This window comes from Burkholderia cepacia complex sp. TUM26381, from assembly GCF_057439935.1.
This window is the reverse complement of record NZ_CM172007.1, coordinates 2,970,163-2,992,718: the sequence shown is the minus strand read 5'-3', so window position 1 is coordinate 2,992,718 and position 22,556 is coordinate 2,970,163. Positions and strand designations below refer to the sequence as shown.

General features: G+C 66.1%; 20 protein-coding genes. 8 read left to right on the top strand and 12 right to left on the bottom strand.

Annotation, left to right across the window (positions count from 1 at the left end):
* Positions 1–342: 342 nt before the first annotated feature.
* Both ACWMMN_RS30180 and ACWMMN_RS30175 read left to right on the top strand, forming a co-directional pair.
* A complete protein-coding gene (locus ACWMMN_RS30180; protein WP_174993335.1) occupies positions 343–2,190 on the top strand; it encodes a S10 family serine carboxypeptidase-like protein in 1,848 nt (615 codons plus the stop codon).
* 43 nt (positions 2,191–2,233) lie between these two features.
* A complete protein-coding gene (locus tag ACWMMN_RS30175; RefSeq protein WP_059237757.1) occupies positions 2,234–2,665 on the top strand; it encodes a hypothetical protein in 432 nt (143 codons plus the stop codon).
* A gap of 65 nt (positions 2,666–2,730) precedes the next feature.
* Here the strand turns inward: ACWMMN_RS30175 and ACWMMN_RS30170 are convergent, their stop codons facing one another.
* The gene (locus ACWMMN_RS30170; RefSeq protein WP_059237756.1) at positions 2,731–3,738 is read right to left on the bottom strand and encodes a helix-turn-helix domain-containing protein; all 1,008 of its coding nucleotides are present in this window, start codon (positions 3,736–3,738) and stop codon (positions 2,731–2,733) included.
* A 170-nt stretch (positions 3,739–3,908) separates the two neighbouring features.
* Here ACWMMN_RS30170 and ACWMMN_RS30165 point away from each other — a divergent pair, with 170 nt between their 5' ends.
* From ACWMMN_RS30165 to glyA, 3 genes are all read left to right on the top strand, one after another.
* A complete protein-coding gene (locus ACWMMN_RS30165) occupies positions 3,909–5,156 on the top strand; it encodes a D-arabinono-1,4-lactone oxidase (RefSeq protein WP_174993336.1) in 1,248 nt (415 codons plus the stop codon).
* 33 nt (positions 5,157–5,189) lie between these two features.
* Positions 5,190–5,969 carry an SDR family NAD(P)-dependent oxidoreductase gene (locus tag ACWMMN_RS30160; protein WP_059237754.1) on the top strand — a complete coding sequence of 260 codons (780 nt, stop codon included), beginning with the start codon at positions 5,190–5,192 and terminating at the stop codon, positions 5,967–5,969.
* A gap of 245 nt (positions 5,970–6,214) precedes the next feature.
* Complete coding sequence (gene glyA, locus ACWMMN_RS30155) at positions 6,215–7,462, top strand: serine hydroxymethyltransferase (RefSeq protein WP_486423549.1); 1,248 nt, start codon at positions 6,215–6,217, stop codon at positions 7,460–7,462.
* A 118-nt stretch (positions 7,463–7,580) separates the two neighbouring features.
* On the opposite strand, the gene ACWMMN_RS30150 is transcribed toward glyA, so the two are convergent.
* Both ACWMMN_RS30150 and ACWMMN_RS30145 read right to left on the bottom strand, forming a co-directional pair.
* On the bottom strand, positions 7,581–9,113 hold the full coding sequence (locus ACWMMN_RS30150; protein WP_486423548.1) for an amino acid permease: 1,533 nt from the start codon (positions 9,111–9,113) through the stop codon (positions 7,581–7,583).
* A 264-nt stretch (positions 9,114–9,377) separates the two neighbouring features.
* Complete coding sequence (locus tag ACWMMN_RS30145) at positions 9,378–10,388, bottom strand: GlxA family transcriptional regulator (RefSeq protein WP_059237751.1); 1,011 nt, start codon at positions 10,386–10,388, stop codon at positions 9,378–9,380.
* An 88-nt stretch (positions 10,389–10,476) separates the two neighbouring features.
* On the opposite strand from ACWMMN_RS30145, the gene ACWMMN_RS30140 reads away from it, so the two are divergent.
* On the top strand, positions 10,477–11,577 hold the full coding sequence (locus ACWMMN_RS30140) for a DJ-1/PfpI family protein (RefSeq protein ID WP_340625382.1): 1,101 nt from the start codon (positions 10,477–10,479) through the stop codon (positions 11,575–11,577).
* Positions 11,578–11,616: 39 nt separating this feature from the next.
* Here the strand turns inward: ACWMMN_RS30140 and ACWMMN_RS30135 are convergent, their stop codons facing one another.
* From ACWMMN_RS30135 to metC, 7 genes are all read right to left on the bottom strand, one after another.
* Entirely contained in the window at positions 11,617–12,036 is a 420-nt protein-coding gene (locus ACWMMN_RS30135) for a hypothetical protein (RefSeq protein WP_342705680.1), read from the bottom strand.
* A 109-nt stretch (positions 12,037–12,145) separates the two neighbouring features.
* Positions 12,146–13,636 (bottom strand): aminotransferase class V-fold PLP-dependent enzyme, encoded by a 1,491-nt coding sequence (locus ACWMMN_RS30130; RefSeq protein WP_486423547.1) that lies wholly within the window; start codon positions 13,634–13,636, stop codon positions 12,146–12,148.
* A 199-nt stretch (positions 13,637–13,835) separates the two neighbouring features.
* The gene (locus tag ACWMMN_RS30125) at positions 13,836–14,999 is read right to left on the bottom strand and encodes an NAD(P)/FAD-dependent oxidoreductase (RefSeq protein WP_174993342.1); all 1,164 of its coding nucleotides are present in this window, start codon (positions 14,997–14,999) and stop codon (positions 13,836–13,838) included.
* Positions 15,000–15,083: 84 nt separating this feature from the next.
* On the bottom strand, positions 15,084–15,842 hold the full coding sequence (locus tag ACWMMN_RS30120) for an amino acid ABC transporter ATP-binding protein (RefSeq protein WP_059240829.1): 759 nt from the start codon (positions 15,840–15,842) through the stop codon (positions 15,084–15,086).
* A gap of 8 nt (positions 15,843–15,850) precedes the next feature.
* The gene (locus ACWMMN_RS30115) at positions 15,851–16,501 is read right to left on the bottom strand and encodes an amino acid ABC transporter permease (protein ID WP_059237746.1); all 651 of its coding nucleotides are present in this window, start codon (positions 16,499–16,501) and stop codon (positions 15,851–15,853) included.
* A 3-nt stretch (positions 16,502–16,504) separates the two neighbouring features.
* On the bottom strand, positions 16,505–17,344 hold the full coding sequence (locus ACWMMN_RS30110; protein WP_059237745.1) for an ABC transporter substrate-binding protein: 840 nt from the start codon (positions 17,342–17,344) through the stop codon (positions 16,505–16,507).
* A 42-nt stretch (positions 17,345–17,386) separates the two neighbouring features.
* On the bottom strand, positions 17,387–18,550 hold the full coding sequence (metC, locus tag ACWMMN_RS30105) for a cystathionine beta-lyase (RefSeq protein WP_059237744.1): 1,164 nt from the start codon (positions 18,548–18,550) through the stop codon (positions 17,387–17,389).
* A 108-nt stretch (positions 18,551–18,658) separates the two neighbouring features.
* Between metC and ACWMMN_RS30100 the strand changes: the two genes are divergently transcribed.
* Positions 18,659–19,618 carry a LysR substrate-binding domain-containing protein gene (locus ACWMMN_RS30100; RefSeq protein WP_059237743.1) on the top strand — a complete coding sequence of 320 codons (960 nt, stop codon included), beginning with the start codon at positions 18,659–18,661 and terminating at the stop codon, positions 19,616–19,618.
* Positions 19,619–19,726: 108 nt separating this feature from the next.
* Here ACWMMN_RS30100 and ACWMMN_RS30095 read toward each other — a convergent pair whose 3' ends face one another.
* Entirely contained in the window at positions 19,727–20,710 is a 984-nt protein-coding gene (locus ACWMMN_RS30095) for an NADPH:quinone reductase (RefSeq protein ID WP_486423546.1), read from the bottom strand.
* Positions 20,711–20,853: 143 nt separating this feature from the next.
* Between ACWMMN_RS30095 and ACWMMN_RS30090 the strand changes: the two genes are divergently transcribed.
* A complete protein-coding gene (locus ACWMMN_RS30090; protein ID WP_486423545.1) occupies positions 20,854–21,189 on the top strand; it encodes a winged helix-turn-helix transcriptional regulator in 336 nt (111 codons plus the stop codon).
* Between the two features lie 76 nt (positions 21,190–21,265).
* Here ACWMMN_RS30090 and ACWMMN_RS30085 read toward each other — a convergent pair whose 3' ends face one another.
* Positions 21,266–22,504: an MFS transporter gene (locus ACWMMN_RS30085; protein WP_059237740.1), complete on the bottom strand. Its 1,239-nt coding sequence runs from the start codon at positions 22,502–22,504 to the stop codon at positions 21,266–21,268.
* Between the last annotated feature and the right edge of the window lie 52 nt (positions 22,505–22,556).

Sequence of the window (22,556 nt, the reverse complement as noted above, 5' to 3'; positions counted from 1 at the left end):
CGAATAATCCCGTTTTCTTTCAAATGCCAGACACTGGCGGCCCTTCGCATCATTGCGGGATTTTTAATATCGGAATGATCTTTGACAACGCGGCGCAGCACCGCCTATTTTTGTCATGTCGTAAATTTTGGTCATATAAAAGTTGTCCAAACTGCAGGGGGCGCGTCCGAGCACCATTCTCGCCAGCAGTTTGCTGTGTCTGTATCAAGTTCAGTCTCTGAGAAGTCCCATCCCCAACCGCCGACTGCCGACCGTGCAACGCGAGTGGCGGGTAGGCCTGCGCGTTTCGCGGGCGTTGGCGGCCTTTGTGAAGTGGTATCTGAACCAGCCACAAGGAAAGAGATGAAACCAGACAGGAGCAGTACCGGCAGCCGCCGTGTTTGTCACGGCCGGCTGGCCGGGCTAGGTGCATTGACCGTCATGACACTGGCGCTCGCGGCGTGCGGCGGCGACGATTCGTCGTCCGTCGGCGCGTCGAGCCTCGCGCAGGCCACGGCCAGCCAGCAAGCCAGCGCGCAAGCGGCCGGCAACCAGGCGCCGGCGGCCAACCAGCCTTACGTCGACCAGGTTGCGTACTCGATGAATGCGACCGACGGCCTCGCCGCGTCGCAGGTCTCCGAGAAAGCGGCCGTCATGCATTACCAGTGGAAGGGCGGCGGCACGACGGTCAACTACACGACGACCACCGGCCACCTGACCGCGCAGGATGCGAACGGCAATGCGGAAGCGTCGATGTCGTATGTCGCGTACACCGCGCCGAGCAAGAACGGCAAGCCGCGCCCTGTCACGTTCGTCTATAACGGCGGCCCCGGCTCGTCGTCGATCTGGCTGCGGCTCGGCTCGTTCGCGCCGACGCGGGTCGCTACGCCCGATCCGCTGTTCGGCACCAACTGGCCGAACTATCCGCTCGTCGACAACGCGGACAGCCTGATCGACACCACCGACCTCGTGTTCATCGACCCGCCCGGAACGGGGCTGTCGGAAGCCGTGTTGCCGAACACCAACCAGAAGTACTGGGGTTCGGATGCGGACGTGAACATCATGCGCGACTTCATCCAGCGCTACCTGAACGTCAACAGCCGCAGCACGTCGCCGATCTACCTGTACGGCGAATCGTACGGCACGCCGCGTACCGACATGCTGGCGCTCGCGCTCGAATCGGCCGGCGTGCACCTGACGGGCATCGTGCTGCAGTCGGCGATCCTGAACTACTTCGCGGATGCGGTGGAGGCGGTGGCGATCACGCAGTCGACGGAAGGGCTGCTGCTCGAAACCGATACGGTGGCCGGCTATCTGCCCGGCTACGCGGCGGTCGCGGCGTACTTCAACCAGGTCTCGCCGGCACCGGTGAACCCGGGGTTGTACGCACTGCAGACGGAACTGTTCACGACGCTGATCTACAACCAGCTGCAGAAGTACTCGCAGTCGTGGGTGTTGAGCCAGCTCGGCATTCCGGATGCGCTCGGCACGCCGGTGTTCCCGAGCGATGCGACGCTGAAGCTGTGGTCGATCCCGTCGAGCCTGACGCAACAGGCGCTGCGCGGCTACTTCAACGCGAATCCGTTCGGCACGAGCCTGCTGCCCGGCACGACGATCGGCCGGTATGACGGACGCGTGTCGTTGCCGAACTCCGATCCGCGGCTGCAGAACGACGGCGATCCGTCCGACATCCTGATTTCGCAGCCGTTCACGAACGCGCTCGCGACGCAGATGCCGGATTACCTCGGCTATACCGCCCCGAACGCGACGTACCTGCCGCTGAACGACAACATCATCGGCGTCTGGGACTTCTCGCACGACGGCCAGCCGATGCCCGACACGATCCCCGATCTGCTCGGTGCGCTGCAGCTGAACCCGAAGCTTCGCGTGCTCGCGGAGAACGGCTATCACGATCTCGCGACGCCGTTCTTCAACACCGAGAAGCAACTCGCGCGGCTGCAGACGGTGAAGGGCCTGAATCCGAAGCTGCAGGTGAACTTCTTCCAGGGCGGCCACATGATCTACCTGGACGACGTCGCCCGGCCGGAGATGAAGCGGGACCTGAAGACGTTCTACAAGGGCGCGCGGATTCCGACGGCGCTGACGCTGCACACGCTGCCGCCGCCGTGGCCGGATGAAAACCCGCCCAGCGTGCCGACCGGCAGCGTCCCGGGTGCGACGGCCGCGACGACGCTGGCGGCGGCCCCTTAAGCGACGGACTCCTTGTCAAAGGAACCCTCTATTCATCCATTGAATGCGAGTGATCATGTCCCTAATCAAATTGATGCGGCGTATGTCCCCGTTGATCGTGCTCGGAGCCGTGATGAGCAGTGCCTACGCGTTGCCGCCGCAGTCGGTGGCGCCGGTGAAGCTGCCGCACGGCGGGCGCGGTGTCGACGGTCCGTTCTTTCCGGCCACGCGGGCGGCGCCGGTGTTGCCGTCGACCGGCGCGGCGCTGCAGCAGCAGGCGCAGCAGCGCGTCGACGCACGGCTCGGCGGCAATACCGTGCTGAGCAACGGCGCGGCCGTGACGAAGGCGCAGGCGCAGAGCAGCGGGCTCGGTTTCGTGTCGAAGCACTTCGACGAGATCGATGCGAAGCACACCGGACGCGTGACGATGAGCGACGTACGGCAGTTCATCCAGCAGCGGCAGGTGCAGGCGCAGCAGGAACAGCAGGACGAGTGACGTAGCAGGCAGCGCGGTGGCCGGTGCGATATCCGTCGCATCGGCCACCGGATCGTGAGCGGGCCCTAGCCGGCCCGGTGCGCGGCGTAGCGTTTCGCCGTGGCCGACGGCAACTCGCCGAACATCGCGCGATAGTCCTGCGCGAAGCTGCTCAGGTGCCAGAAGCCCCACTTGGTGGCGGCGGACGTCACGGAATCGCCGAGCCGCAGTTCGCGGCGCACGTGATTCAGCCGCACGGCACGCAGATACGCAATCGGGTTGAGGTTCAACGTATCGTGGAACGCGTACTGCGCGGTACGCCGGCTGATGCCGAGCTGCACGCACAGTTCGGCGATCGACAGCGGGCAGGTCGACGCGTCCTGGAGCCGTTCCTGCACCGCGTTGACCAGCGACCAGTATTTCGTCGGGCGCGCGGCCTGCGCGCCAGCCTCCGGCGTGGCGGCCGTCATCGCTTCCGAGATCGCATACAGCACGGTGCGCTCGAGCAGTTCGATCCTCTCCTGCGTCGCCACGTCGTCGATGCGCAGGCATTTCGCCGCGGCGGCCAGCGTCTGGCGCAGCAGGTCGCGCAGATGGTCGGCCATCGCGGTCGCCATCGGGATCACCGGCGAATGGGTTTGCGCGCGCAGCGACGCGGCCACCGTGCGCATCGCTTCCGTCGACAGCTTCCCGGGCTCGATCTCGATATTCACGAGCACGTGCCGGTCGGGCGAATAGAACTCGAATTGCGGCTGGCTCGAGAACACGTGCAGGCTGTCGCGCCCGCTCTTCTCGCCGCACAGCCGCGCGTGGCCTTCCAGTTCCAGCGGCACGGCCACGGCGATCCGCTCCGACGGCACCGCGCCTTGCTGCAGGATGACCTTGTCGAGGTCTTCGACGAGCAGCTTGATGCCGCCCAGCGACATGATCGACGACGAGCCATGAAACAGCCCGCCGGAGATCTGCGTGTAGTTCATGTTCCAGCCGTCGAACGACCGCGCCTGTTCCTCCACGTCGGTGAACGCGCAGAACGCGACCGTGCGCGCAAACAGCGGGTCGCCGGAGAAATCGCTCGGGTGGGCAGGCGGCGTCATCGGGGGCGGGAAGGGGCGGGCCGGATCGATTCATTGTAGCCGCTCGCCCGGCCGGTCAAAAAGGCCGCAACCGGCACATGCTCGTAAATACCCTTGCTTGCCGAAATCCGATAGTGAAAAGCCTGTCGACGCCCTACCTTTGGCACAAAACCAACGCTGGAGCGACGTCGATGGAACTTCCCCGTGGCGGATTCTGGAGAAACTGGGTCGGCAACCAGTCGTGCGTGGCCGCGCACCTGGCATCGCCGACCAGCGAGGCCGAGATTGCGGAGCTGGTGCGCACCGCGACGCGCCAGGGCAAGCAGGTGCGCTGCTCGGGGTCGGGCCACTCGTTCACGCCTGTCGTGGCCACGAGCGGCTTGCTGCTGTCGCTGCAGGATTACCAGGGCATCGTCGATGTCGATCAGGCGCGCAAGCGCGTGACTGTGAAGGCCGGCACCAAGCTGAATGCGGTGACGCGCCACCTCAAGGAGGCCGGCCTGTCGCTCGTCAACCAGGGCGACATCGATTCGCAGGCGATCGCCGGTGCGCTCGCCACCGGCACGCACGGCACGGGGACGACGCTGAGCAACCTGTCGTCGCAGGTCGTCGGGATGCGCATCGTGCGCCCGGACGGCTCGATCATGGAAGTGAGCGACGGGAAGGACCTCGATCTGCTTCATGCGACGCAGGTGAATATCGGCATGTTCGGCGTGGTGTCGGAGATGACGCTGCAGGTGACCGATGCGTTCTGGCTGCACGACCGCGTGTGGCGCGAGGACTTCGAAGCGTTGATGGAGCAGTACGACGCGCTGGCGGCGACGCACCGGCATTTCGGCTTCTTCTGGTGCCCGACGCCCGCAAGCCGCGACCTGTACTGCCTGCCCGACACCACGAAGGTGTCGAACTCGAAGAAGGACTACGACGTGTGCGAGATCAAGGTGATGGATGTCACCGACGAACGCACGTTCCATGAAGGCGAGCACGAGAAGATCGCCTACAGCTCGGAGGTGTACGCGATCCACTACGTGCCGAACTTCCACGAGCTCGAATACGCGGTGCCCGCGCAACATGGCAAGGAAGCGCTGCGCCGCGTGCGCGACCTCATCCTCACGAAACACCGCGACTGCATCTTCCCGGTCGAATACCGCTTCACGAAGGGCGATCCGGCCTGGATCAGCCCGTTCCATCGGCAGGACAGCGTGACCATTTCATGCTCCGGCGGCCCGAACGGCGTCGACTACTGGCCGTTCCTGAAGGACGTCGACGACATCCTGCGCGACTACGACGCGCGTCCGCACTGGGGCAAGCTGCATTTCACGAACCGCGAAGACGTCGATCGCTGGTTCCCCAAAGCCGAAGCGTTCCGCGCGCTGCGCCGCAGCGTGGACCCCGAAGGCTGCTTCCTCAACGATCACCTTCGATCCCTGTTCAGCTGAGCATACCGAACGAACCAGACTGGAGAACGACACATGAATGTCAAGATTGACGGCCGCCTGGCCGGCAAGGTCGCCATCGTCAGCGGCGGCGCCGGCGGATGCGGCGGCGCGGCGTCCGAACTGTTCGCCGCGCAGGGCGCGAAGGTGGCGATCGTCGACCGCGACGGCGATGCGGCCGAAACGCTCGCCGCGCGGTTGCGCGATGCGGGCCTGCAGGCGATCGGCCTCGGCGCCGACGTGTCGAAGCAGGCGGAGGTCCAGAAGGCGGTCGATGCAGCGCGCAAGCAGTACGGCAACGCGGACATCCTGTTCAATCATGCAGGCACGCTGATCGTCAAACCGTTCCTCGACATCGAGGAATCCGAATGGGACTGGTTGATGGGCGTGAACGTCAAGAGCATGTTCCTGATGACGAAGGCCGTGCTGCCGCAGATGCTGGAGAAAGGGCGCGGCAGCATCGTCTGTACGTCGTCGATCTCGGCGGTATGCGCGACGCCGGGCGAAGTGCTGTACGACGCGACCAAGGGCGCGTGCCACATGTTCGCGCGGGCGATCGCGGTCGAGTACCGCGACCGCGGGATCCGGTGCAACGCGCTGGCCCCCGGGTTCATCCGCACCCCGCACGGGATGCGCGAACTGAAGGACCTGCAGGCGATGGGCGTCGATGCGACCGAAGCGGCGATCGCGGTTCAGCAGGGCCGGTTGTGCGAGCCGTCGGAAGTCGCGGCGGCCGCGTTGTTCCTCGCGTCCGACGAATCGAGTTTCGTCAACGGCACCCACCTGTTCGTCGACAACTGTTTTTCCGCCGTCTGAACGCGGCGGTTCGCAAGAAGCCGAACGGCGGGCGTCACGCCTGCCGCAGATCGGCCCGTCTCGTCGAAGGTTCCGCAGCGATGCGAACCTTCGATTTTTTTTGTCCGCACGGCGCGGGGTGCGTCCTAGCGGATTGTCGCAATCCTTCTATCTGAACGGTGGCGCGTCTGCTGGAATGCGAAGGCCGAATCACCCTGCAGCCGGCATCCCGCGGTCAGTCAATCACTCTCATTGGGTCCATCATCATGTTCAATCGCACCACCAGCACCGTTGCCAACGTCGATCCCGAAATCTTTGCAGCGATCGAGCAGGAAAACCGCCGCCAGGAAGATCACATCGAGCTGATCGCGTCGGAAAACTACACGAGCCCGGCCGTGATGGCCGCACAGGGCTCGCAGCTCACGAACAAGTACGCGGAAGGGTATCCGGGCAAGCGCTACTACGGCGGCTGCGAGTACGTCGACGTCGTCGAGCAACTGGCGATCGACCGCGTGAAGCAGCTGTTCGGCGCGGAAGCGGCGAACGTGCAGCCGAACTCGGGTTCGCAGGCGAACCAGGGCGTGTTCTTCGCGATGCTGAAGCCGGGCGACACGATCATGGGGATGAGCCTCGCGCACGGAGGTCACCTGACGCACGGCTCGCCGGTGAACATGTCGGGCAAGTGGTTCAACGTGGTGAGCTATGGCCTGAACGAGAACGAAGACATCGATTACGACGCCGCCGAGCAGATGGCGCAGGAACACAAGCCGAAGCTGATCGTCGCGGGCGCGTCGGCGTTCTCGCTGAAGATCGATTTCGAGCGTCTGGCGAAGATCGCGAAGTCGGTGGGCGCGTACCTGATGGTGGACATGGCGCACTACGCGGGCCTGATCGCAGCGGGCGTGTACCCGAACCCGGTGCCGCACGCGGACTTCGTGACGACGACGACGCACAAGAGCCTGCGCGGCCCGCGCGGCGGCGTGATCCTGATGAAGGCGGAATACGAGAAGCCGATCAACTCGGCGATCTTCCCGGGGATCCAGGGCGGCCCGCTGATGCACGTGATCGCGGCGAAGGCGGTGGCGTTCAAGGAAGCGCTGTCGCCGGAGTTCAAGTCGTACCAGGAGAAGGTGGTCGAGAACGCACGCGTGCTGGCTGAAACGCTGGTGAAGCGCGGTCTGCGGATCGTGTCGGGCCGTACGGAAAGCCACGTGATGCTGGTGGACCTGCGTGCGAAGCACATCACGGGCAAGGCAGCGGAAGCGGCGCTGGGCGCGGCGCACATCACGGTGAACAAGAACGCGATCCCGAACGATCCGGAAAAGCCGTTCGTGACGAGCGGCGTGCGCCTCGGTTCGCCGGCGATGACGACGCGTGGCTTCGGGGTGAAGGAGGCGGAGATCGTCGGCAACCTGATCGCGGACGTGCTCGAAGCCCCGGAAGATGCAGCGACGATCGAGCGCGTGCGCGCACAGGTCGCCGAGCTGACCAGGCGTTTCCCGGTCTACGGCTGACAGACGCGAGGGTCGACCGTCGCGGGGCGGTTGAATCCCGTCGTGACCCGTCGACATAAAAAAACCGACTCGCGGCATCGTGCCGGCGAGTCGGTTTTTGAGTTTGCCTGGAGACGCTTCAGACGGACGGATCGACGTTCGCCTCGAGTTCGCGGATGCGGTCGAGATTGCGCGTGTCCTTCAGCACCGGAGGCCCCGCGAACGTGTTGCGCACGCCGAAGCCGTACCAGATCACCATCAGCACCACGACGAAGCCGACCAGCACGTACAGCACCTTTTCGTTCGGCGGCTGGATGCCGACATACGCGAGCACACAGGCGCCGACCAGTGCGAGCAGCGCGCACGGCTTCGACCAGATCCCCAGCCGGAACGGGCCCTTGTCGGTCCACGAGCGGCCTTCGGCCAGCATCCCGGAGCCGATCGGCATCGCGTACGAGATGAACAGGAACACCGCGCTGCCGGCGCTCAGTACCGAGAACGCATCGCCATACAGCGTGACGACGATCGCGAGCACCGCACACGTCCAGATTGCGGGCCCGGGTGTCCGGTGGGCCGGGTTCACGCTGCGCAGCAGCTTCGACGCCGGCAGCCCGCCGTCGCGTGCGAATGCATACATCATCCGCGACGTCGACATGATCGCCGCGAGCCCGCACACGTAGTTGATGAAGAACATCGCGATTTCGAGGGTCACCCGCAGCGTCTTCGGAATCGGCGCGAGGATCGCTTCGAAGAAGCCGGTGCCCTGCTTCATGCTGGCAGTCAGGTCGGGCATCACCAGTACGAACGCGCACACCATCACGTAGCCGAACACCGCGGACCAGAACACCGACCCGATGATGCCGCGCGGCACGTTCCTGGCGGCGTCGTGCGTCTCTTCCGACGTATGCGCGGACGCGTCGAAGCCGGTGATCGTGTAGGTCACCAGCAGCAGGCCGGACAGGAACGCGATCGGGGTCGTCTGCTTCGGCCATGCGCCGCCGTCGACGCCGGTGAAGTTGGTGAAGGTGACCAGCCGGTGCGCGTCGAACGCGACGGGCGAGTAGTAGAGCAGCGACACCACCAGCGCGATCGTCACGACGAAGATCAGGTAGCCCGACAGGTCGGTGATCTTGCTCGCGATCTTGATGCCGCGCGCGTTCAGGATCGCCTGCGAGATCGTGATGACCGCGATGAACGCGGTTTGATGCCACCACGTCAGGCTGTCCGGACTGACGCCGAACATCGGCGCGATCAGCGTCTTGAAGAACGGATCGTAGGTGCCGAAATTGATCGCGGCGATCACGAAGATCAGGCCGATCAGGTTGAGCCACGCGGTCATCCACCCCCATTTCTTCCCGCCGAGGATCGCGCCCCAGTGATAGAGGCCGCCGGCCGTCGGAAACGCGGACGCGATTTGCGACATCGACACGGCGACGATCAGCGCAAACAGCGAGCCCAGCGGCCAGCCGAGGCCGATCGATGCGCCGCCGGCGGCGGAAAACGCGAGCTGGAACGCGGTAATGCCGCCCGACAGGATGCAGATCACCGAAAACGACACGGCGAAGTTCGAGAAACCGCTCATACGTCTCGACAGTTCCTGCGCATAGCCCATCTTGTGCAGCAGGCTCACGTCACTGTCGGTGCCTGAATCAGGCTGGAATCTTGCATCCATAGTCGCTCCGTCACGAATGTCCTGCGTGGCAGGACCGTCATCGCCGCCCGGGCCTCATGCCGCGACCCGCTCCTGGGATTCGTCGGCGGCACGCGATGCCGTGCTCGAACGGCCATCGCTTTCCATTCCGATGCGTGAACGGTATGAAATCAAATCTCCCGGCTCTATCAGATTTCGGCAACGTAGTGAAAATCCGGAGGCGTGCCCTGTTTCAGGGCAAGTCCGCCCGCATTTCATCCTGAACGCGGGATGAATCGGGGCGGCCTATTCCGTCTTCCGCTTGTCGCTTCGAGGTCCGAAGCGCGCGCGATAGTCGCGCGGCGTGGCGCCGACGCGTTTCGCGAAGGCACGCTGCAACGCGTCCACGCTGCCGAATCCCGAACGTTCCGCGATCCGTTCAAGCGGCCAGTCGGCCCGCTCCAGCAGTGCCTTCGCGCGCTCGACGCGCGCTGCAAGCACGTACTGCGCAGGCGACAGTCCGGTCTCCCTGAGGAAATTGCGCGCAAACGTCCGTTCGCTCATGTGCATGCGGGCGGCCAGTGCAGTGACGCCGAGGTCGCCGGCCGGATTGTCTGCGATGTCGGTGAGCAGCGCGCGCATGCGGGGTGTCGCACCGGCCTGGAGGTCGAGCCCGACGCTGAACTGCGCCTGTCCGCCGGGACGGTGCATGAACAGCACGAGTTCGCGCGCGACCGCAAGTGCGGTCGGTGCACCGCAGTCTGCCTCGACGAGTGCGAGGCACAGATCGATGCCGGCCGTCACGCCGGCCGATGTATGGAACGGCGGATCGCTCACGTAGATCGCGTCCGGTTCGATCCGCGCATCGGGGCAGCGCGCCTGTAGCGTCGCGCACTGGTTCCAGTGCGTGGTCGCGCGCTTGCCGTCCAGCCATCCGCCCGCGGCGAGCACGAACGCGCCCGTGCAGATGCTCGCGATTCGGCGCGTGTCCGCGATCCGCGTGCGCAACCACGGCAGCACGCCGGCTTCCGACGCGGCGTGTCGCAGCGCCGCTTCATTGCCGCCGGCAACGATGATCGTGTCGATCCGCCCCGGCAGTGCCGCGAGCGCGGCCGTGCCGGCGAGGCGCAGGCCCGCGTGCGTGACGAGGTCATTTCCGTGTTGCGTCGCGAGTGTGAGGCGGTACGGCACGGCATGGTCGGACAGGTAACGGTTCGCGACCGCGAACACTTCCATCGGGCCCGTGATATCGAGCGACTGGACGCCTTCGAAGCCGACGACAACGATGTCGCGTGCCGGGCAGGTTGACTGGGACATGGCGGAAAGTGCGGTGGAGTTGTCCTTGTGACCGCAAGCATGATCCTTGTAATTTTCCGGACGTGCAATCGACTGATGCGAGGGGACGATGCGGGTACGGAAGACAGGCGGGGCAGTGTTGTTCGTGTGCGGGCTGCTGGGCGCTTGGGGATCGGGGCGGCCGGTGCAGGTACTGGCAGAGGACACGCCTCCAGTCGCGCAAGCGTTGACGATGAGTGTGCCAAAGTCGGGCCGCACGCGGCCGCTCGTTGCAATCGTTGCAGACAACGCCGGAACTGAAACAACCGATTTCATCGTTCCGTACGCGATTCTGAAGGCGTCCGGTGCGGTCGACGTGGTCGCCGTGTCGGCCGACGAGGGCGAGGTCGAGCTGATGCCCGCGCTGCGCATGCTGGCAGACACCGCGTTCGACCGGTTTGACGCTACTGTTCCCGCGGGGGCGGATGTCGTGATCGTGCCTGCGATGCATCGTGCCGACCGGCCGGCGGTGCTGGCCTGGCTGCGCAAGCAGGCGGCTGCCGGCGCGACGATGGTGGCGATCTGCGATGGTGCCGAAGTCCTCGCGAACGCGGGCTTGCTGCGGCATCGCACGGCGACGTCCCACTGGTATTCGCGCGAACGACTGCGTCGCCGCTTTACCGATACGACGTGGGTTGATGATCGCCGCTACGTGATGGACGGTAACGTCATGACGACGACCGGCGTGTCGGCGTCGATTCCCGCTTCGCTGGCGTTGGTGAATGCGCTGGTCGGGCCGGCAGCGGCACGCGAGACGGCGCAGAGCGTCGGCGCGCAGGCATGGAGCGACGTTCACGCCGGTAGCCGATACGCGTTGACCACGCGTGCGGTGGCGATGGCGTTGACGAACCGCCTCGCGTTCTGGCGGCACGAGACGTTCGAACTCCCGGTCGAAAACGGGTTCGACGAGCTTCCCGTTGCGTTGACCGCCGATGCGTGGGCGCGGACCTGGCGCAGTGACGTCGTCGCGACGGCAGACGCGCGCGTGATCGAGTCGAGGCACGGGCTGCGCTTGCTGGCGCAGCCGGCGAATGACCGGCACGAGCACGTGGCGATGCCGGCCGGCCGCCATGGCGAATCGGTGCTTCCCGGTGTGCTCGGAGACATCGCGGCACGCTACGGCGACGCGACATCAGGTTGGGTCGCGCTGCAACTGGAGTATCCGAAGTAGCGGCTGTCGTGCGGGGAATGCTGACCATGCACGCCGCGCTTACTTTACTAACCCGGCGAGCTGGGGATCGGGATAGGGCAGGAGGTCCCGCGACTCGGTGGGCTCGGCCACCCATTTCTTACCGTTCCAGTGGAAATCGGCCTGCGTCTCCGACCCGTGGCCGTTCGAGCGGATTGCAACGGTGCAGGCCGCCTGGCCCGGGTAAGTCGGGTTTTTGGCGCCGATGCAGGACCCGAGAAATACCATGACGCCGCCGAGGCCGAACCGCTCCTGCATCGCGTAGGTCGCGTCGGCGTCCGAGAGCCGGTCAGGTACCGGCGTGGCGTCGCACGCGGCGATGCTCGCTGCAAGCGGCAGCGCGGTGGCCCGGCCGGCACGCTGCTTCTTGCACGGGCTGCCGGCGGAAGGTGCGTCAGTGTCGGCGCGCTTCCACGCGCGGAAATGTGACGGGCAGGGCATTCGTGTCTGGGGTGACGGACAGGACAACCATTGTGCCGGAACTCATCGTTGGCCTTGCCCGATCGCCGCCCGAGCGCGGCATCTTCGCGTTACGCGATGGTGTGCGGGTTCAGGCCGAGACCGGGGCCGTGCGCCGGGCGCACAAACGATTCCACAGCATGCCGGCCCGGTTGCCGCTTCCGCAATACGCGAGCACCGGCTTCTGCAGCGTGTCGACCAGTGCGCCGAACGCGTCGACTTCCGCGTCGCCGATGTGGTCGCGCTCGACCGGCAGGTAGCGTGCTTCGAGGCCCAGTTCGCGGGCTGCGGCGGCAATCTCGTCGAAGGCCGGCTGATCGACGCCTTCGCCGTCGGGCCGGTTGCAGATGACCGAGCGGAAGCCGGCATTGCGGATCGCCTTCAGGTCGGCCGGCGTGATCTGGCGCGACGCGGAGAACCCGTTCGCGGCGGTCGCGCGGCATTGCTCGATCGCCTGGCGGAAACACGCGATCGCGAAGTCGACGTCCTGCTCCGTCGTGAAGCGGCCGAAGCTAATGCGCACGGTGCGGCCGGCCGTTTCCGTATCGAGGCCGATCGCGGTCAGCACGTGCGACGGTGCGCCGCTGGTCGAGTTGCACGCGGAAGTCGACGACACGGCGAGCGCTTCGCCAAGCATGAACGGGAAGAAGCCCGGTGCGTTCACCGTCAGGCTCAGCGTGTGCGGGATGCGGCGCGCGGCGGCAGCGTTCTGCGTGACGTCGCCGAGCGCGGACAGCGCGCCGGTCAGGCGTGCGCCGAGCGCGGCGATCCGCGCGGCTTCGCCGTCGAGCTTTTCAGCGGCGAGTTCGCACGCGACGCCCATGCCGACGATCTGATGCGTCGCGAGCGTGCCCGAGCGCAACCCGCGCTCATGACCGCCGCCGTGAATCTGCGGTGCGATGCGATCGGCGATCTCGCGGCGGACGAACAGCGCGCCGATACCCTTGGGGCCGTAAACCTTGTGGGCCGACATCGACATCATGTCGATGCCGAGCGCGCGCACGTCGATCGGGGTCTTGCCGAGCGCCTGTGCGGCGTCGACGTGGAGCAGTGCGCCGGCGGCGTGCACGACGCGGGAAATGGCGCCGATATCGGTCAGCGTGCCGATCTCGTTGTTCACGAGCATCAGCGACACGAGGCCCGTATCGGGGCCGATCGCGGCCGCCACGGCGTCGGCGGTGATTTCGCCGTCGCGCGTGGGCGTCAGGAAAGTGACTTGCGTGCCGTGCTTCGACAGGTTCGCCATCGTGTCGAGGATGGCCTTGTGCTCGATGCGGCTCGTGATCAGGTGGCGCTTGTCGGTCGCGTTCTCGGCATAGCCCTTCAACGCGAGGTTGTTCGATTCGGTGGCGCCCGACGTCCAGACGATCTCGTCGGCATCCGCGCCGATCAGCGCGGCGACTTGCGCACGTGCGTGCTCGACCTTGTCTTTCGCCAGCCGGCCGGCGGCGTGCGAGCTCGATGCGGGGTTGCCGAAGATGCCGTCGAAGCCGAGGCAGGCCGTCATCGCTTCGATCACGCGCGGATCGGCGGGCGTCGTGGCGGCGTAGTCGAGGTAGTGCAGCGTGGTGGTGTCGCTCATGTCCGTCTCTTGCTCATTGCGTAATGAGAGAAATGATACGGGGGACAGGCGGGAAAAAGGATCCAAAGTTGGCTGGCGATTCAGCTTGATATGGAATAACGTTTTATTTGAATGTGGAATGGAGGAATTTGTTTCTCCGTGGGCTGGGCCGTGCACGGGCGGGTGCCGGCACGGCCGGGCAAACCGGCGGGTGGCGGGCTCACGCGTAGAAGCGTTGCGGGCGGAAGTCCTGAAGCTGCGCCGTTTCGATGCCGTCGAGCACTTCGATCGCGAACAGCTGGCCGATGGCCGGCGCGGACGTCATCCCGCTGTGCATCGCGGCAACGTGGACATTCCGGTACTGGCGGCCGCGGCCCATGATCGGATACTCGTCGCGGGGCATGACGCGATAGCCGAGCGTCATGGTGTCGAGTTCGATCCCGCGGGTCTGCGGCAGCACGCCGGTCACGCGTTCGAGCAGCTGCGCGCCGAGTTCGGGCGTCGGCGCCAGCGCGCCGGTGTCGCCGAAGTTCGACCCCGCCACGATGCGCCCGTCGGGATTCTGCTTGATGTCGAGGCCAGCCGGCATCAGCACCTGATGCACGAGCGGCGGCATCGGCTTGCTGTGGGCCAGGATGCCTTTCGACGTGCGGAGCGGAACGGGGATGCCCGCCTGTGCGCCGAGCCGCGTGGAGTCGTTGCCGGCCGCGATCACGACGTGGTCCGCGAAGAACGGCCCCTTGTCCGTCGTGACACCGATCGCGCGATCGCCCTTGAAATCGATCGTCGCGACGTTGGCCTTCGTCAGCGTGACACCGGCCCGGATGCCGGCCTGGACCAGCGCCAGCGTGGCGGCGACGGGGTCGAGCGTCCCGTCGAGGGTCGAATGCCAGCCCGCGCCGAAGTCGCCGGCGCGCACGCCGGGCACCAGCCGTTCGAGGTCGTCACGCGTGATGTTGCGGATCGGATAGCCCCACGGCTGATGCCGCGCGGTCGTGTAGTGGAGCGTGTCGATCTGCTGCGGGTCGGGGCCGCACCACGCGATGCCGCCGCCCCACTGAATCTGCAGCGACGGGCCGATTTCAAGCTGAAGGCGGCGCCATCCGAGGATGCCTTCGTAGTTCAGCGCGTAGTACGAGTAGGGCGTCTTGTTGTTCGCGTTGATCCACGCGAACGAGTTGCGCGTCGTGCCGGACGCCGGCGCGTCCTTCTCGATGAGCGCGACCTCCGCGCCGCGCGCCGCGAGGTGATACGCGATCGACGCGCCCATCACGCCGCTGCCGATCACGATCACGCGGTCTTTCGACTTCGCCGCCTGCACGATCTCGGGAAAAGCGCCGGCGAGCGGCACGGCAAGCACGGGGAAGAACTGCCGGCGGTTCATGAGCATCTCCTTGGTTCGATATGTTTCGCAAAACTAATGAAGTGAATGAAAGGAACGACCGGCCGGTGGCCGGTCGGGTGCGCGTCAGGTCTCGATGAGATTGAGGAACTGACGTACGCGCGGGTGGGTGCTGGCCGTGAAGAACGTATCGGGCGTCGTGTCTTCGACCACCACGCCGTTCTCCATGAACACCACGCGATCGGCGACGTCCTGCGCGAAGCGCACTTCGTGGGTGACGACGAGCATCGTCATCCCGTTGCCCGCGAGTTCCCGCATGACCGCGAGCACGTCTTCCCGCAAGGCCGGATCGAGCGCGGAAGTCGGTTCGTCGAACAGGATGACTTCCGGGTCCATCGCGAGGCCGCGTGCGATGGCCACGCGCTGCTTCTGGCCACCGGACAGCCGCGCGGGATATTCGCCGGCCTTGTGTGCGAGGCCCACGCGATCGAGCAGGTGCAGGCCGCGCTCGGCCGCCTCGCCCTTCCTCACGCCCTTGACGCTCACGAGCCCCTCGATGACGTTTTCCAGCGCGGTGCGATGAGGAAACAGGTTGAACGACTGGAACACCATCGCCGTGCGCTGGCGAATGGCCTTGATGCGTTTCTGCTCGTCGCGCGACAGCGCGGCGCCGCCGGTGCGCGCGATTTCGATGCCGCACACCGACACCGTGCCCGCATCGGGCAGTTCCAGAAAATTCAGCGAACGCAACAGCGTGGTCTTGCCGGAACCGGACGGCCCCATCAGCACGACGACTTCCCCGCGCGCGACGCGGAAGTCGACGCCCCGCAGCACGGCGTTGTCCCCGAACGACTTGGTCAGCCCCTGAACGACGATGGTATGCATGGTGGTCTTCATTGAAAGCGCCGCGACACCCGGCCTTCGAAAATCGTCTGGACGATCGTCAGCACCTGGTTGATGACCCAGTAGATCAGGCCGACCATCAGGAACATCTCGAGGTAGCGGAAAGTGGATGCGCCGACCTGGTCGGCCACGCGCGTGAGTTCGACGACGGTGATCGTGGACGCCAGCGACGTGTCCTTGATCAGCGCGATCATCCGGCTGCCGACGGGCGGAATCGCGATGCGCAGCCCTTGCGGCAGGATCACGCGCCACATCATCTTCCAGTAGTTCATGCCGAGCGAATGCGCGGCCTCCCACTGGCCGCGATCGACCGCATTGATCCCGGCGCGGAAGTTCTCGCTGAGGTACGCCGCGGAAAAGAGCGTGAGCGCCAGCAGGGCGGCGGGCACCGGGTCGAGCGTGATGCCGTAGCGCGGCAGGCCGAAGTAGATCAGCAGGATCTGCACCAGCAGCGGCGTGCCGCGAAAGATCGACACGTACGCGAACGCGACGCCGCGCAGGAACCGGATCGACGACACCCGCGCGAGTGCGACGGCGAGCCCCAGCGCCGACCCGAGCGCGAACGACGCGAGGCCGAGGAACACGGTCATCGTCACCGCGCTTTCGAGCAGCGGCAGCGACCGCACGAAGAGATCGAACATGCGTTACTCCTTCTGCGCTTTCGCCTTGGCGATGTTGCCGACCATGTCGTAAGTCGGGCCGACCCAGCGCTTCGCGAGCCGTTCGAGCGTGCCGTCGGCGGCCATGTCGTCGATTGCCTTGTCGACGGCGGCGAGGAGCGCCGGTTGTCCCTTCACGAGCGCCGGCGCGGAAAGCTGATAGATCAGCGGCTCGCCGACTTCCTTGACCGGCAGGTGATTCACGTTCGCGTATTTCATCCCGCCGAAGTGGGAGATGATGACGGCGTCGAGCCGCCCGCTGCCGAGATCGTTGAACACGAGCCCGCCGTTGTCGTATGCGCGGATGTCGGAATCCTTCAGGTGCGCGCGTGCCCATGCCTCGTTCGACGAGCCGGTGGTGACGCCGACGCGCTTGCCCTTGAGGTCGGCCTGCCCGTGGATGTCCGTGTTGTCGGTGCGCACGAAGATGCGGAAATCCTCGACGCCGTACGGCTTCGCGAAATCGACCTGCTTGCTGCGCTCGGTAGTGGGCGTCAGGTCGTTCATCACGAGATCGTACTTGCCGGCCTTGAGCCCCTCGACGAAGTTCTTGTACGCATCGGCGATGAACACGACCTGCTTCACGCCGATGCGCTTGCCGACTTCGCGCGCGACTTCGACGTCATAGCCGGCCGGCTGGTTGCGATCGTCCAGCAGGCTCCACGGCGGGCTGCTCTGCGTGTTCGCGACACGCAGCGTGCCGCTGGTGCGCGCGGCCGCGAGCAGGTCGGCAGCGCCGGCCTGGATGCTGGACAACGCCAGCGCGCCCGTGATGCCGAGCGTGACCAGGCATCTGGCCAACGCGCGTGTGGTCTGGTTTTTCATGGTGTCTCCTTGGGTGTCGGTTGGTCGCGCATGACCGTCGCGTTATGCGTCGCGGTTCCTGACGTCGGTGAACGCGGCGAGGCCGGTGCACAGATCGTCGATCAGCAGATCGGGGGATTCGAGCCCGATCGACAGGCGGACGATCGGCTCGTCGGTCAGCGGGAACGGGCGCTGTGCCTGCAGCGGCGCCGGGTAGTACGCGGCGAGGCTATGGACGCCGCCCCAGCTCGCGCCGATCGCGAAGTGGCGCAGCGCATCGAAGAACGCGGTGAACGCGGCTTCCGGTGCGGGTTCGAGCATCAGCGAGAACAGGCAGCCGTTGCCGGAGAAATCGCGCTTCCAGATCGCATGGCCCGCGTCGGACGGCAACGCCGGAAACAGCACCTTGCGAACGGCCGGATGGGATTCGAGCGCTTGCGCGACGCGCAGTGCCGCCGCGCTTTGCGCATCGAAGCGCACCTTGAGGGTTTCGAGGCCGCGCAGCACGAGGAAACAGTCGTCCGGGCTGGCCTGCTGGCCCAGGATGCTCTGCGTCTCGCGCAACGTCTCGTAGTGGCCGAAGTCGTTCATGCTGATCGCGCCGAGCAGCAGGTCGGAGTGACCGCCGAACAGCTTCGTGGCCGCTTCGACGCTCAGGTCCACGCCGTGTTCGAGCGGACGGAACGCGAGCGGGCTGGCCCACGTGTTGTCCATCATCGTCATGACGCGATGGCGGCGCGCGACTTCGACGATCGCGGGAAGGTCCGGCACTTCCATCGTCACCGTGCCCGGCGATTCCATGCAGATCATCCGCGTGTTCGGTTTCACGTACCGCTCGATCTCGGCGCCGATCGCCGGTTCGTACAGTTCGACTTCCACGTCGAACAGCGCGAGCCATTTCTGCGCGAAGGTCTTGAGCGCGCCGTAGCACGCGGCCGACACGAGCAGGTGATCGCCGCCGCGCACGAAGCCCATGACGGACGTCATCAGCGCGGCCTGCCCGGACGGCGCGAGCACGCAGTGCGCGCCGCCTTCGAGCGCGGCGATGCGGCGCTCCAGTTCGCGCGCCGTCGGCGTGCCGGTGATGCCGTAGCTGTAGCCGTCGGGCTGGCGTTCCTTGCGGCGGGCGAAATCGTCGAGCGAGTCGAACACGACGGTCGAGGCGCGCATGACCGCCGGCGACAGGCTGCGGAACGGTTGCGGGGGGAGCGGCGGGGTGGTGGTCATGATGCGGGTCGGTACTCCGTGGCTGGAAACTGGATGACGTGAAGTTTTACTTTCGCGCCGGTTTGCAGCAACATCGGAAATAATTAGGTTGATAAGCCGAGGTTATAGGTGGGCGTGCGCGATATCGAGGTGTTCCGGGCCGTGATGAACGCCGGCAGTACCAGCAAGGCGGCCGGCGTGCTGGAGATTTCGCAGCCGGCGGTGAGCCAGTCGATCCGGCGGCTGGAGAGCATGGCCGGGTTCCGGCTGTTCGAGCGCGTGCGCAGCCGTCTCGTGCCGACGCAGGAGGCCGTCGCGCTGATGCGCGACGTGGACCGCTACTTTCTCGGTTTCGAGGTGATCGAACACCGGATCCGCAGCCTGCGTTCGTACGGATTGGGGCGGCTCGCGATCGCGTCGCTGCCCGCGCTCGGCACCGGGTTCCTGCCGCGCGTGATCGCGTCGTTCGATGCGGCGGCGCGCGACGTGCAGATTTCGCTGCAGGTGATGAGCTCGCGCGAGGTACACGAGAAGGTGTCGGCCGGGCAGGTGGATTTCGGGTTGATGTCCGACGAGATGTCGATGGCCGGGCTGGAGCACTCGTCGTTCGTCAGCATGCCGGGCGTGGCCGTGATGAGTGCGCGTCACCCGCTCGCCGCCAAAAGCGTGATCAAGGCCGAGGATCTGTCGCAGGCGCCCTTCATCGCGCTGAACCCGGAGGACAGCACGCGATTGCGGCTCGAAACGCAGTTGCGCGGGCTCGGCGTCGTGTTGAAACCGCTGGTGGAAACGCCTTACTCGCATACCGTGTGCGAACTCGCGCTGGCCGGCGTGGGCGTGGGGTTCGCGCACCCGCTCGTGGCGCTCGATTTCGTGCCGCGCGGGCTGGTCGTCAGGCCGTTCGACGTCGATGTCGCGTTTACGGGCGTGCTGGTGTTTCGTCCGGGCACGCCGATGTCGGAGAACGCGCGGGTGTTTCTCCAGCACATGCGGATTCAGCTGGAGGCCGACCGGAATGCGCTGGTGGCGCTGTCCGGCAGGAAGGGGCGGGGGCGGGATGCGCGAGCGGCGACGGGCGGTGGGAGATGACCCGGCACCGGTGGGCCCGACGGCGACGGCGCGGGCTCGTCGAGCAAGCCATGCGAACGACTTGACGCACGTGTCGACGAGCGCCGGCGATGGCCGATCGAAGCCGAATCAGTTGTGTACCAGCACCTTGCCGATGACCTGGCCCGATTCCAGTGCTTCGTGTGCATCGATCACCTGGGTCAGTGGCACCTTCATGCCGATTCGGGGCGAGTAGGCGCCCGCTGCGACGCATGCGTCGATGTCGCGGATGGCAGCCTGCTTGGCTTCGCCCGGCACGTGATAGATATAGACGAAACGCAGTACGCAGCCGTGCATCATGGCCTTCAGCAGCGGAACCGGCAGCGCGTCCGTTGCACCGGCCGTTGCATAGGCGCTGATCACGCCGCCTTGCGACAAGCAGGCAAGATCAAAGTCGAGGTTGGATTTCAGGTCGACGTCGACGATACGGTCGACCCCGTGCCCGCCGGTTGCATCGAGAATGACGCGTACGCCATCCGCGGCGTGCCGGTCGATGACCAGATCCGCGCCGTTCGCTCGTGCGACGGCAGCCTGTTCGGCGTTCCTGACCGATGTCGCAACCCACGCGCCCGCCCATTTCGCCAGCAGGATCGCGGCGGTGCCGACGACGCCCGCGCCGCCGTGAACCAGTACCGGTCGCCCAGCCAGGCTGCCGTCGGCGAACAGGCAACGATGCGCCGTCAATGCCGGAATGCCGAGTGACGCGCCCACGTCGAACGACACATGGCCCGGCAGGCGAACCGCATGGCTTGACGGAACGACGACGTATTCGGCCGCCGTGCCGGCGGCGCGGCCGAATTGCGCCTCGTAGATCCAGACCCGCTCGCCGAGCCGGTCCGGCGATACGCCGGGGCCGACCGCATCGACGATGCCTGCGCCGTCCTGGTGAGGCGTGATGCGCGGGAAGGGCATCGCGGAGGAGAACCCGGCACGCGCTTTCATGTCGGTCGGATTCAGTCCGGAGACATGGACGCGGACGCGTACTTCGTTCGGCCCGGGCGCCTGCGTCGGCAATTCGCCGACGATCAGGACATCCCGGGCGGCACCCTGACGCTCGTAGAACACTGCTTTCATCTGTCTTGCTCCGATGGGTTTCCTGCAACTGGGGCATGCCGTGCGGTCTTGACCGCCGCCCGGAAAAATTCTGCGTTGCAGGGATATCGATGGCAAGTAAGTACGAGTTTGATATATAGGGTAAATTTTTATACTATTGGCCGATGGAGAAACCCAATACGAACGCATACCGTTGTACGGTAGCGGCAACGGTCGACGTCATCGGCGGAAAGTGGAAGCCGTTGATCATCTATTATCTGCTCAGGGGTACGAAGCGATTCGGCGCGCTTCGCACGGCCATCGGCGGCGTCACGCAACGATCGCTGACGTTGCAGCTTCGGGAGCTTGAAGCGCACGGCATCGTTTCCCGGGCGGTATTCGCGGAGGTCCCGCCCCGAGTGGAATATTCGTTGACGGACGTGGGGCGAACCCTCGCGCCCGTGCTCGACGCGATGAAAGACTGGGGCGACAGCTACGTTGCGCGGGGCGAGTCGCGGTAAGGGCATTCGGATCGGGGCGCGCCAGCTCCGGTGACGGGCGGCACGCGCCGGATCGGTGCGCGCGGCCGCCCGCCGGTCAAACATGCAGTGTCGGCAGTGCGCCGGATTGCGCGGCCGGCACGCCGACACGCAGAACGATCAACAGTGCCGCAAGCAGCATCACGATCCCGCCTGCGACGAACACGCCGGTGATGCCGCTGAAGCTGAACATCGCCCCGCCCGCGGCTGCGCCCGCCGCAATCGACGATTGCACCGATGCGACGACCATTCCGCCGGCGCTTTCCGCCTGATCGGGCACCGCGCGCGTCACCCAGTTCGACCACGCGACCGGCACGCCGCCGAACGCCATCCCCCAGAACGCGACCAGCAGTGCATGTCCGGCGACGGATGCCGGCAGCATCACCAGCGCGAATGCCGCGATGCCGACGAGGCAGGGCATCAGCGCCAGCGTGCCGCGCAGGCTGCGTTCCATCAGGAATCCGGTGATCAGCGTGCCGGCGAAATTCGCGATGCCGAACCCGAGCAGCATCAGCGCGAGCCCGTCCGGGCCGACACCCGCCGTGCTTTCCAGGAACGGCCGGATATACGTGAACAACGCGAAATGGCCCGTGTGCGCGAGTACGCAACCGAACATGCCAATCGCGACGCCCGGGCGCAGCAGCAACTGCAGCACCGTGTTCAGCCGCACGGTTCCGCGCGGCGCCATCCGCGGCAGCGTGAACCACTGGAACAGCAGCGTCGTCGCGCCGACCGCCGCCGCTGCGATGAACGCGCTGCGCCACCCGAACAGCCCGCCGAGATAGCTGCCCAGCGGCACGGCGACGACCGTGCCGACGGCAATGCCGCTGAAGACGATCGACAGCGCACGCGGCAGCAGCGCCGGCGGCACCAGACGCATCGCGACGGCCGCGGCCATGCTCCAGAAGCCGCCGAGCGCGATGCCGAGCAGGATCCGCATCGCCAGCAGCATCGCGAGGCTGGAAGACAGCGCCACCAGCAGGTTGGACGCGATCATCAGCGTGCTGAAACCGAGCAGCACCGTCCGCCGGTCGAGCCTGCGCGTCAGGCCCGGCACCAGCAAGCCGGCGAACAGCGCGACCACGGCCGTGACCGTGACCGCCTGGCCGGCCAGCGCTTCCGATACGTGCAATCCGGTCGCCATCGGCGTCAGCAGGCTGGCCGGCAGATACTCCGCGGTCAGCAGCCCGAACACGCCCATCGCCAGCGAGAACACGGCCGTCCATGCGGGCTCGGTCACGGCCGCGCTGCGACGACCGTCGTCGCCGGGTACGGCGCTGGAAACACATTCGCTCATGACAAGACATTCCTCGGAAAGTTGATTTCAGAGCGAGTCTAGGTGGGATGGT

Excerpts from the sequence above, each read along its gene's own strand:
- ACWMMN_RS30170 (WP_059237756.1), bottom strand. The coding sequence starts at position 3,738 with ATGACGCCGCCTGCCCACCCGAGCGATTTCTCCGGCGACCCGCTGTTT.
- ACWMMN_RS30135 (WP_342705680.1), bottom strand. The coding sequence starts at position 12,036 with ATGCCCTGCCCGTCACATTTCCGCGCGTGGAAGCGCGCCGACACTGAC.
- ACWMMN_RS30140 (WP_340625382.1), top strand. The coding sequence starts at position 10,477 with ATGCGGGTACGGAAGACAGGCGGGGCAGTGTTGTTCGTGTGCGGGCTG.
- ACWMMN_RS30090 (WP_486423545.1), top strand. The coding sequence starts at position 20,854 with ATGGAGAAACCCAATACGAACGCATACCGTTGTACGGTAGCGGCAACG.
- ACWMMN_RS30125 (WP_174993342.1), bottom strand. The coding sequence starts at position 14,999 with ATGAACCGCCGGCAGTTCTTCCCCGTGCTTGCCGTGCCGCTCGCCGGC.
- metC (WP_059237744.1), bottom strand. The coding sequence starts at position 18,550 with ATGACCACCACCCCGCCGCTCCCCCCGCAACCGTTCCGCAGCCTGTCG.
- ACWMMN_RS30095 (WP_486423546.1), bottom strand. The coding sequence starts at position 20,710 with ATGAAAGCAGTGTTCTACGAGCGTCAGGGTGCCGCCCGGGATGTCCTG.
- ACWMMN_RS30110 (WP_059237745.1), bottom strand. The coding sequence starts at position 17,344 with ATGAAAAACCAGACCACACGCGCGTTGGCCAGATGCCTGGTCACGCTC.
- ACWMMN_RS30120 (WP_059240829.1), bottom strand. The coding sequence starts at position 15,842 with ATGCATACCATCGTCGTTCAGGGGCTGACCAAGTCGTTCGGGGACAAC.
- ACWMMN_RS30180 (WP_174993335.1), top strand. The coding sequence starts at position 343 with ATGAAACCAGACAGGAGCAGTACCGGCAGCCGCCGTGTTTGTCACGGC.
- ACWMMN_RS30130 (WP_486423547.1), bottom strand. The coding sequence starts at position 13,636 with ATGAGCGACACCACCACGCTGCACTACCTCGACTACGCCGCCACGACG.
- ACWMMN_RS30165 (WP_174993336.1), top strand. The coding sequence starts at position 3,909 with ATGGAACTTCCCCGTGGCGGATTCTGGAGAAACTGGGTCGGCAACCAG.
- ACWMMN_RS30085 (WP_059237740.1), bottom strand. The coding sequence starts at position 22,504 with ATGAGCGAATGTGTTTCCAGCGCCGTACCCGGCGACGACGGTCGTCGC.
- ACWMMN_RS30150 (WP_486423548.1), bottom strand. The coding sequence starts at position 9,113 with ATGGATGCAAGATTCCAGCCTGATTCAGGCACCGACAGTGACGTGAGC.
- ACWMMN_RS30145 (WP_059237751.1), bottom strand. The coding sequence starts at position 10,388 with ATGTCCCAGTCAACCTGCCCGGCACGCGACATCGTTGTCGTCGGCTTC.
- ACWMMN_RS30175 (WP_059237757.1), top strand. The coding sequence starts at position 2,234 with ATGCGAGTGATCATGTCCCTAATCAAATTGATGCGGCGTATGTCCCCG.
- ACWMMN_RS30160 (WP_059237754.1), top strand. The coding sequence starts at position 5,190 with ATGAATGTCAAGATTGACGGCCGCCTGGCCGGCAAGGTCGCCATCGTC.
- glyA (WP_486423549.1), top strand. The coding sequence starts at position 6,215 with ATGTTCAATCGCACCACCAGCACCGTTGCCAACGTCGATCCCGAAATC.
- ACWMMN_RS30115 (WP_059237746.1), bottom strand. The coding sequence starts at position 16,501 with ATGTTCGATCTCTTCGTGCGGTCGCTGCCGCTGCTCGAAAGCGCGGTG.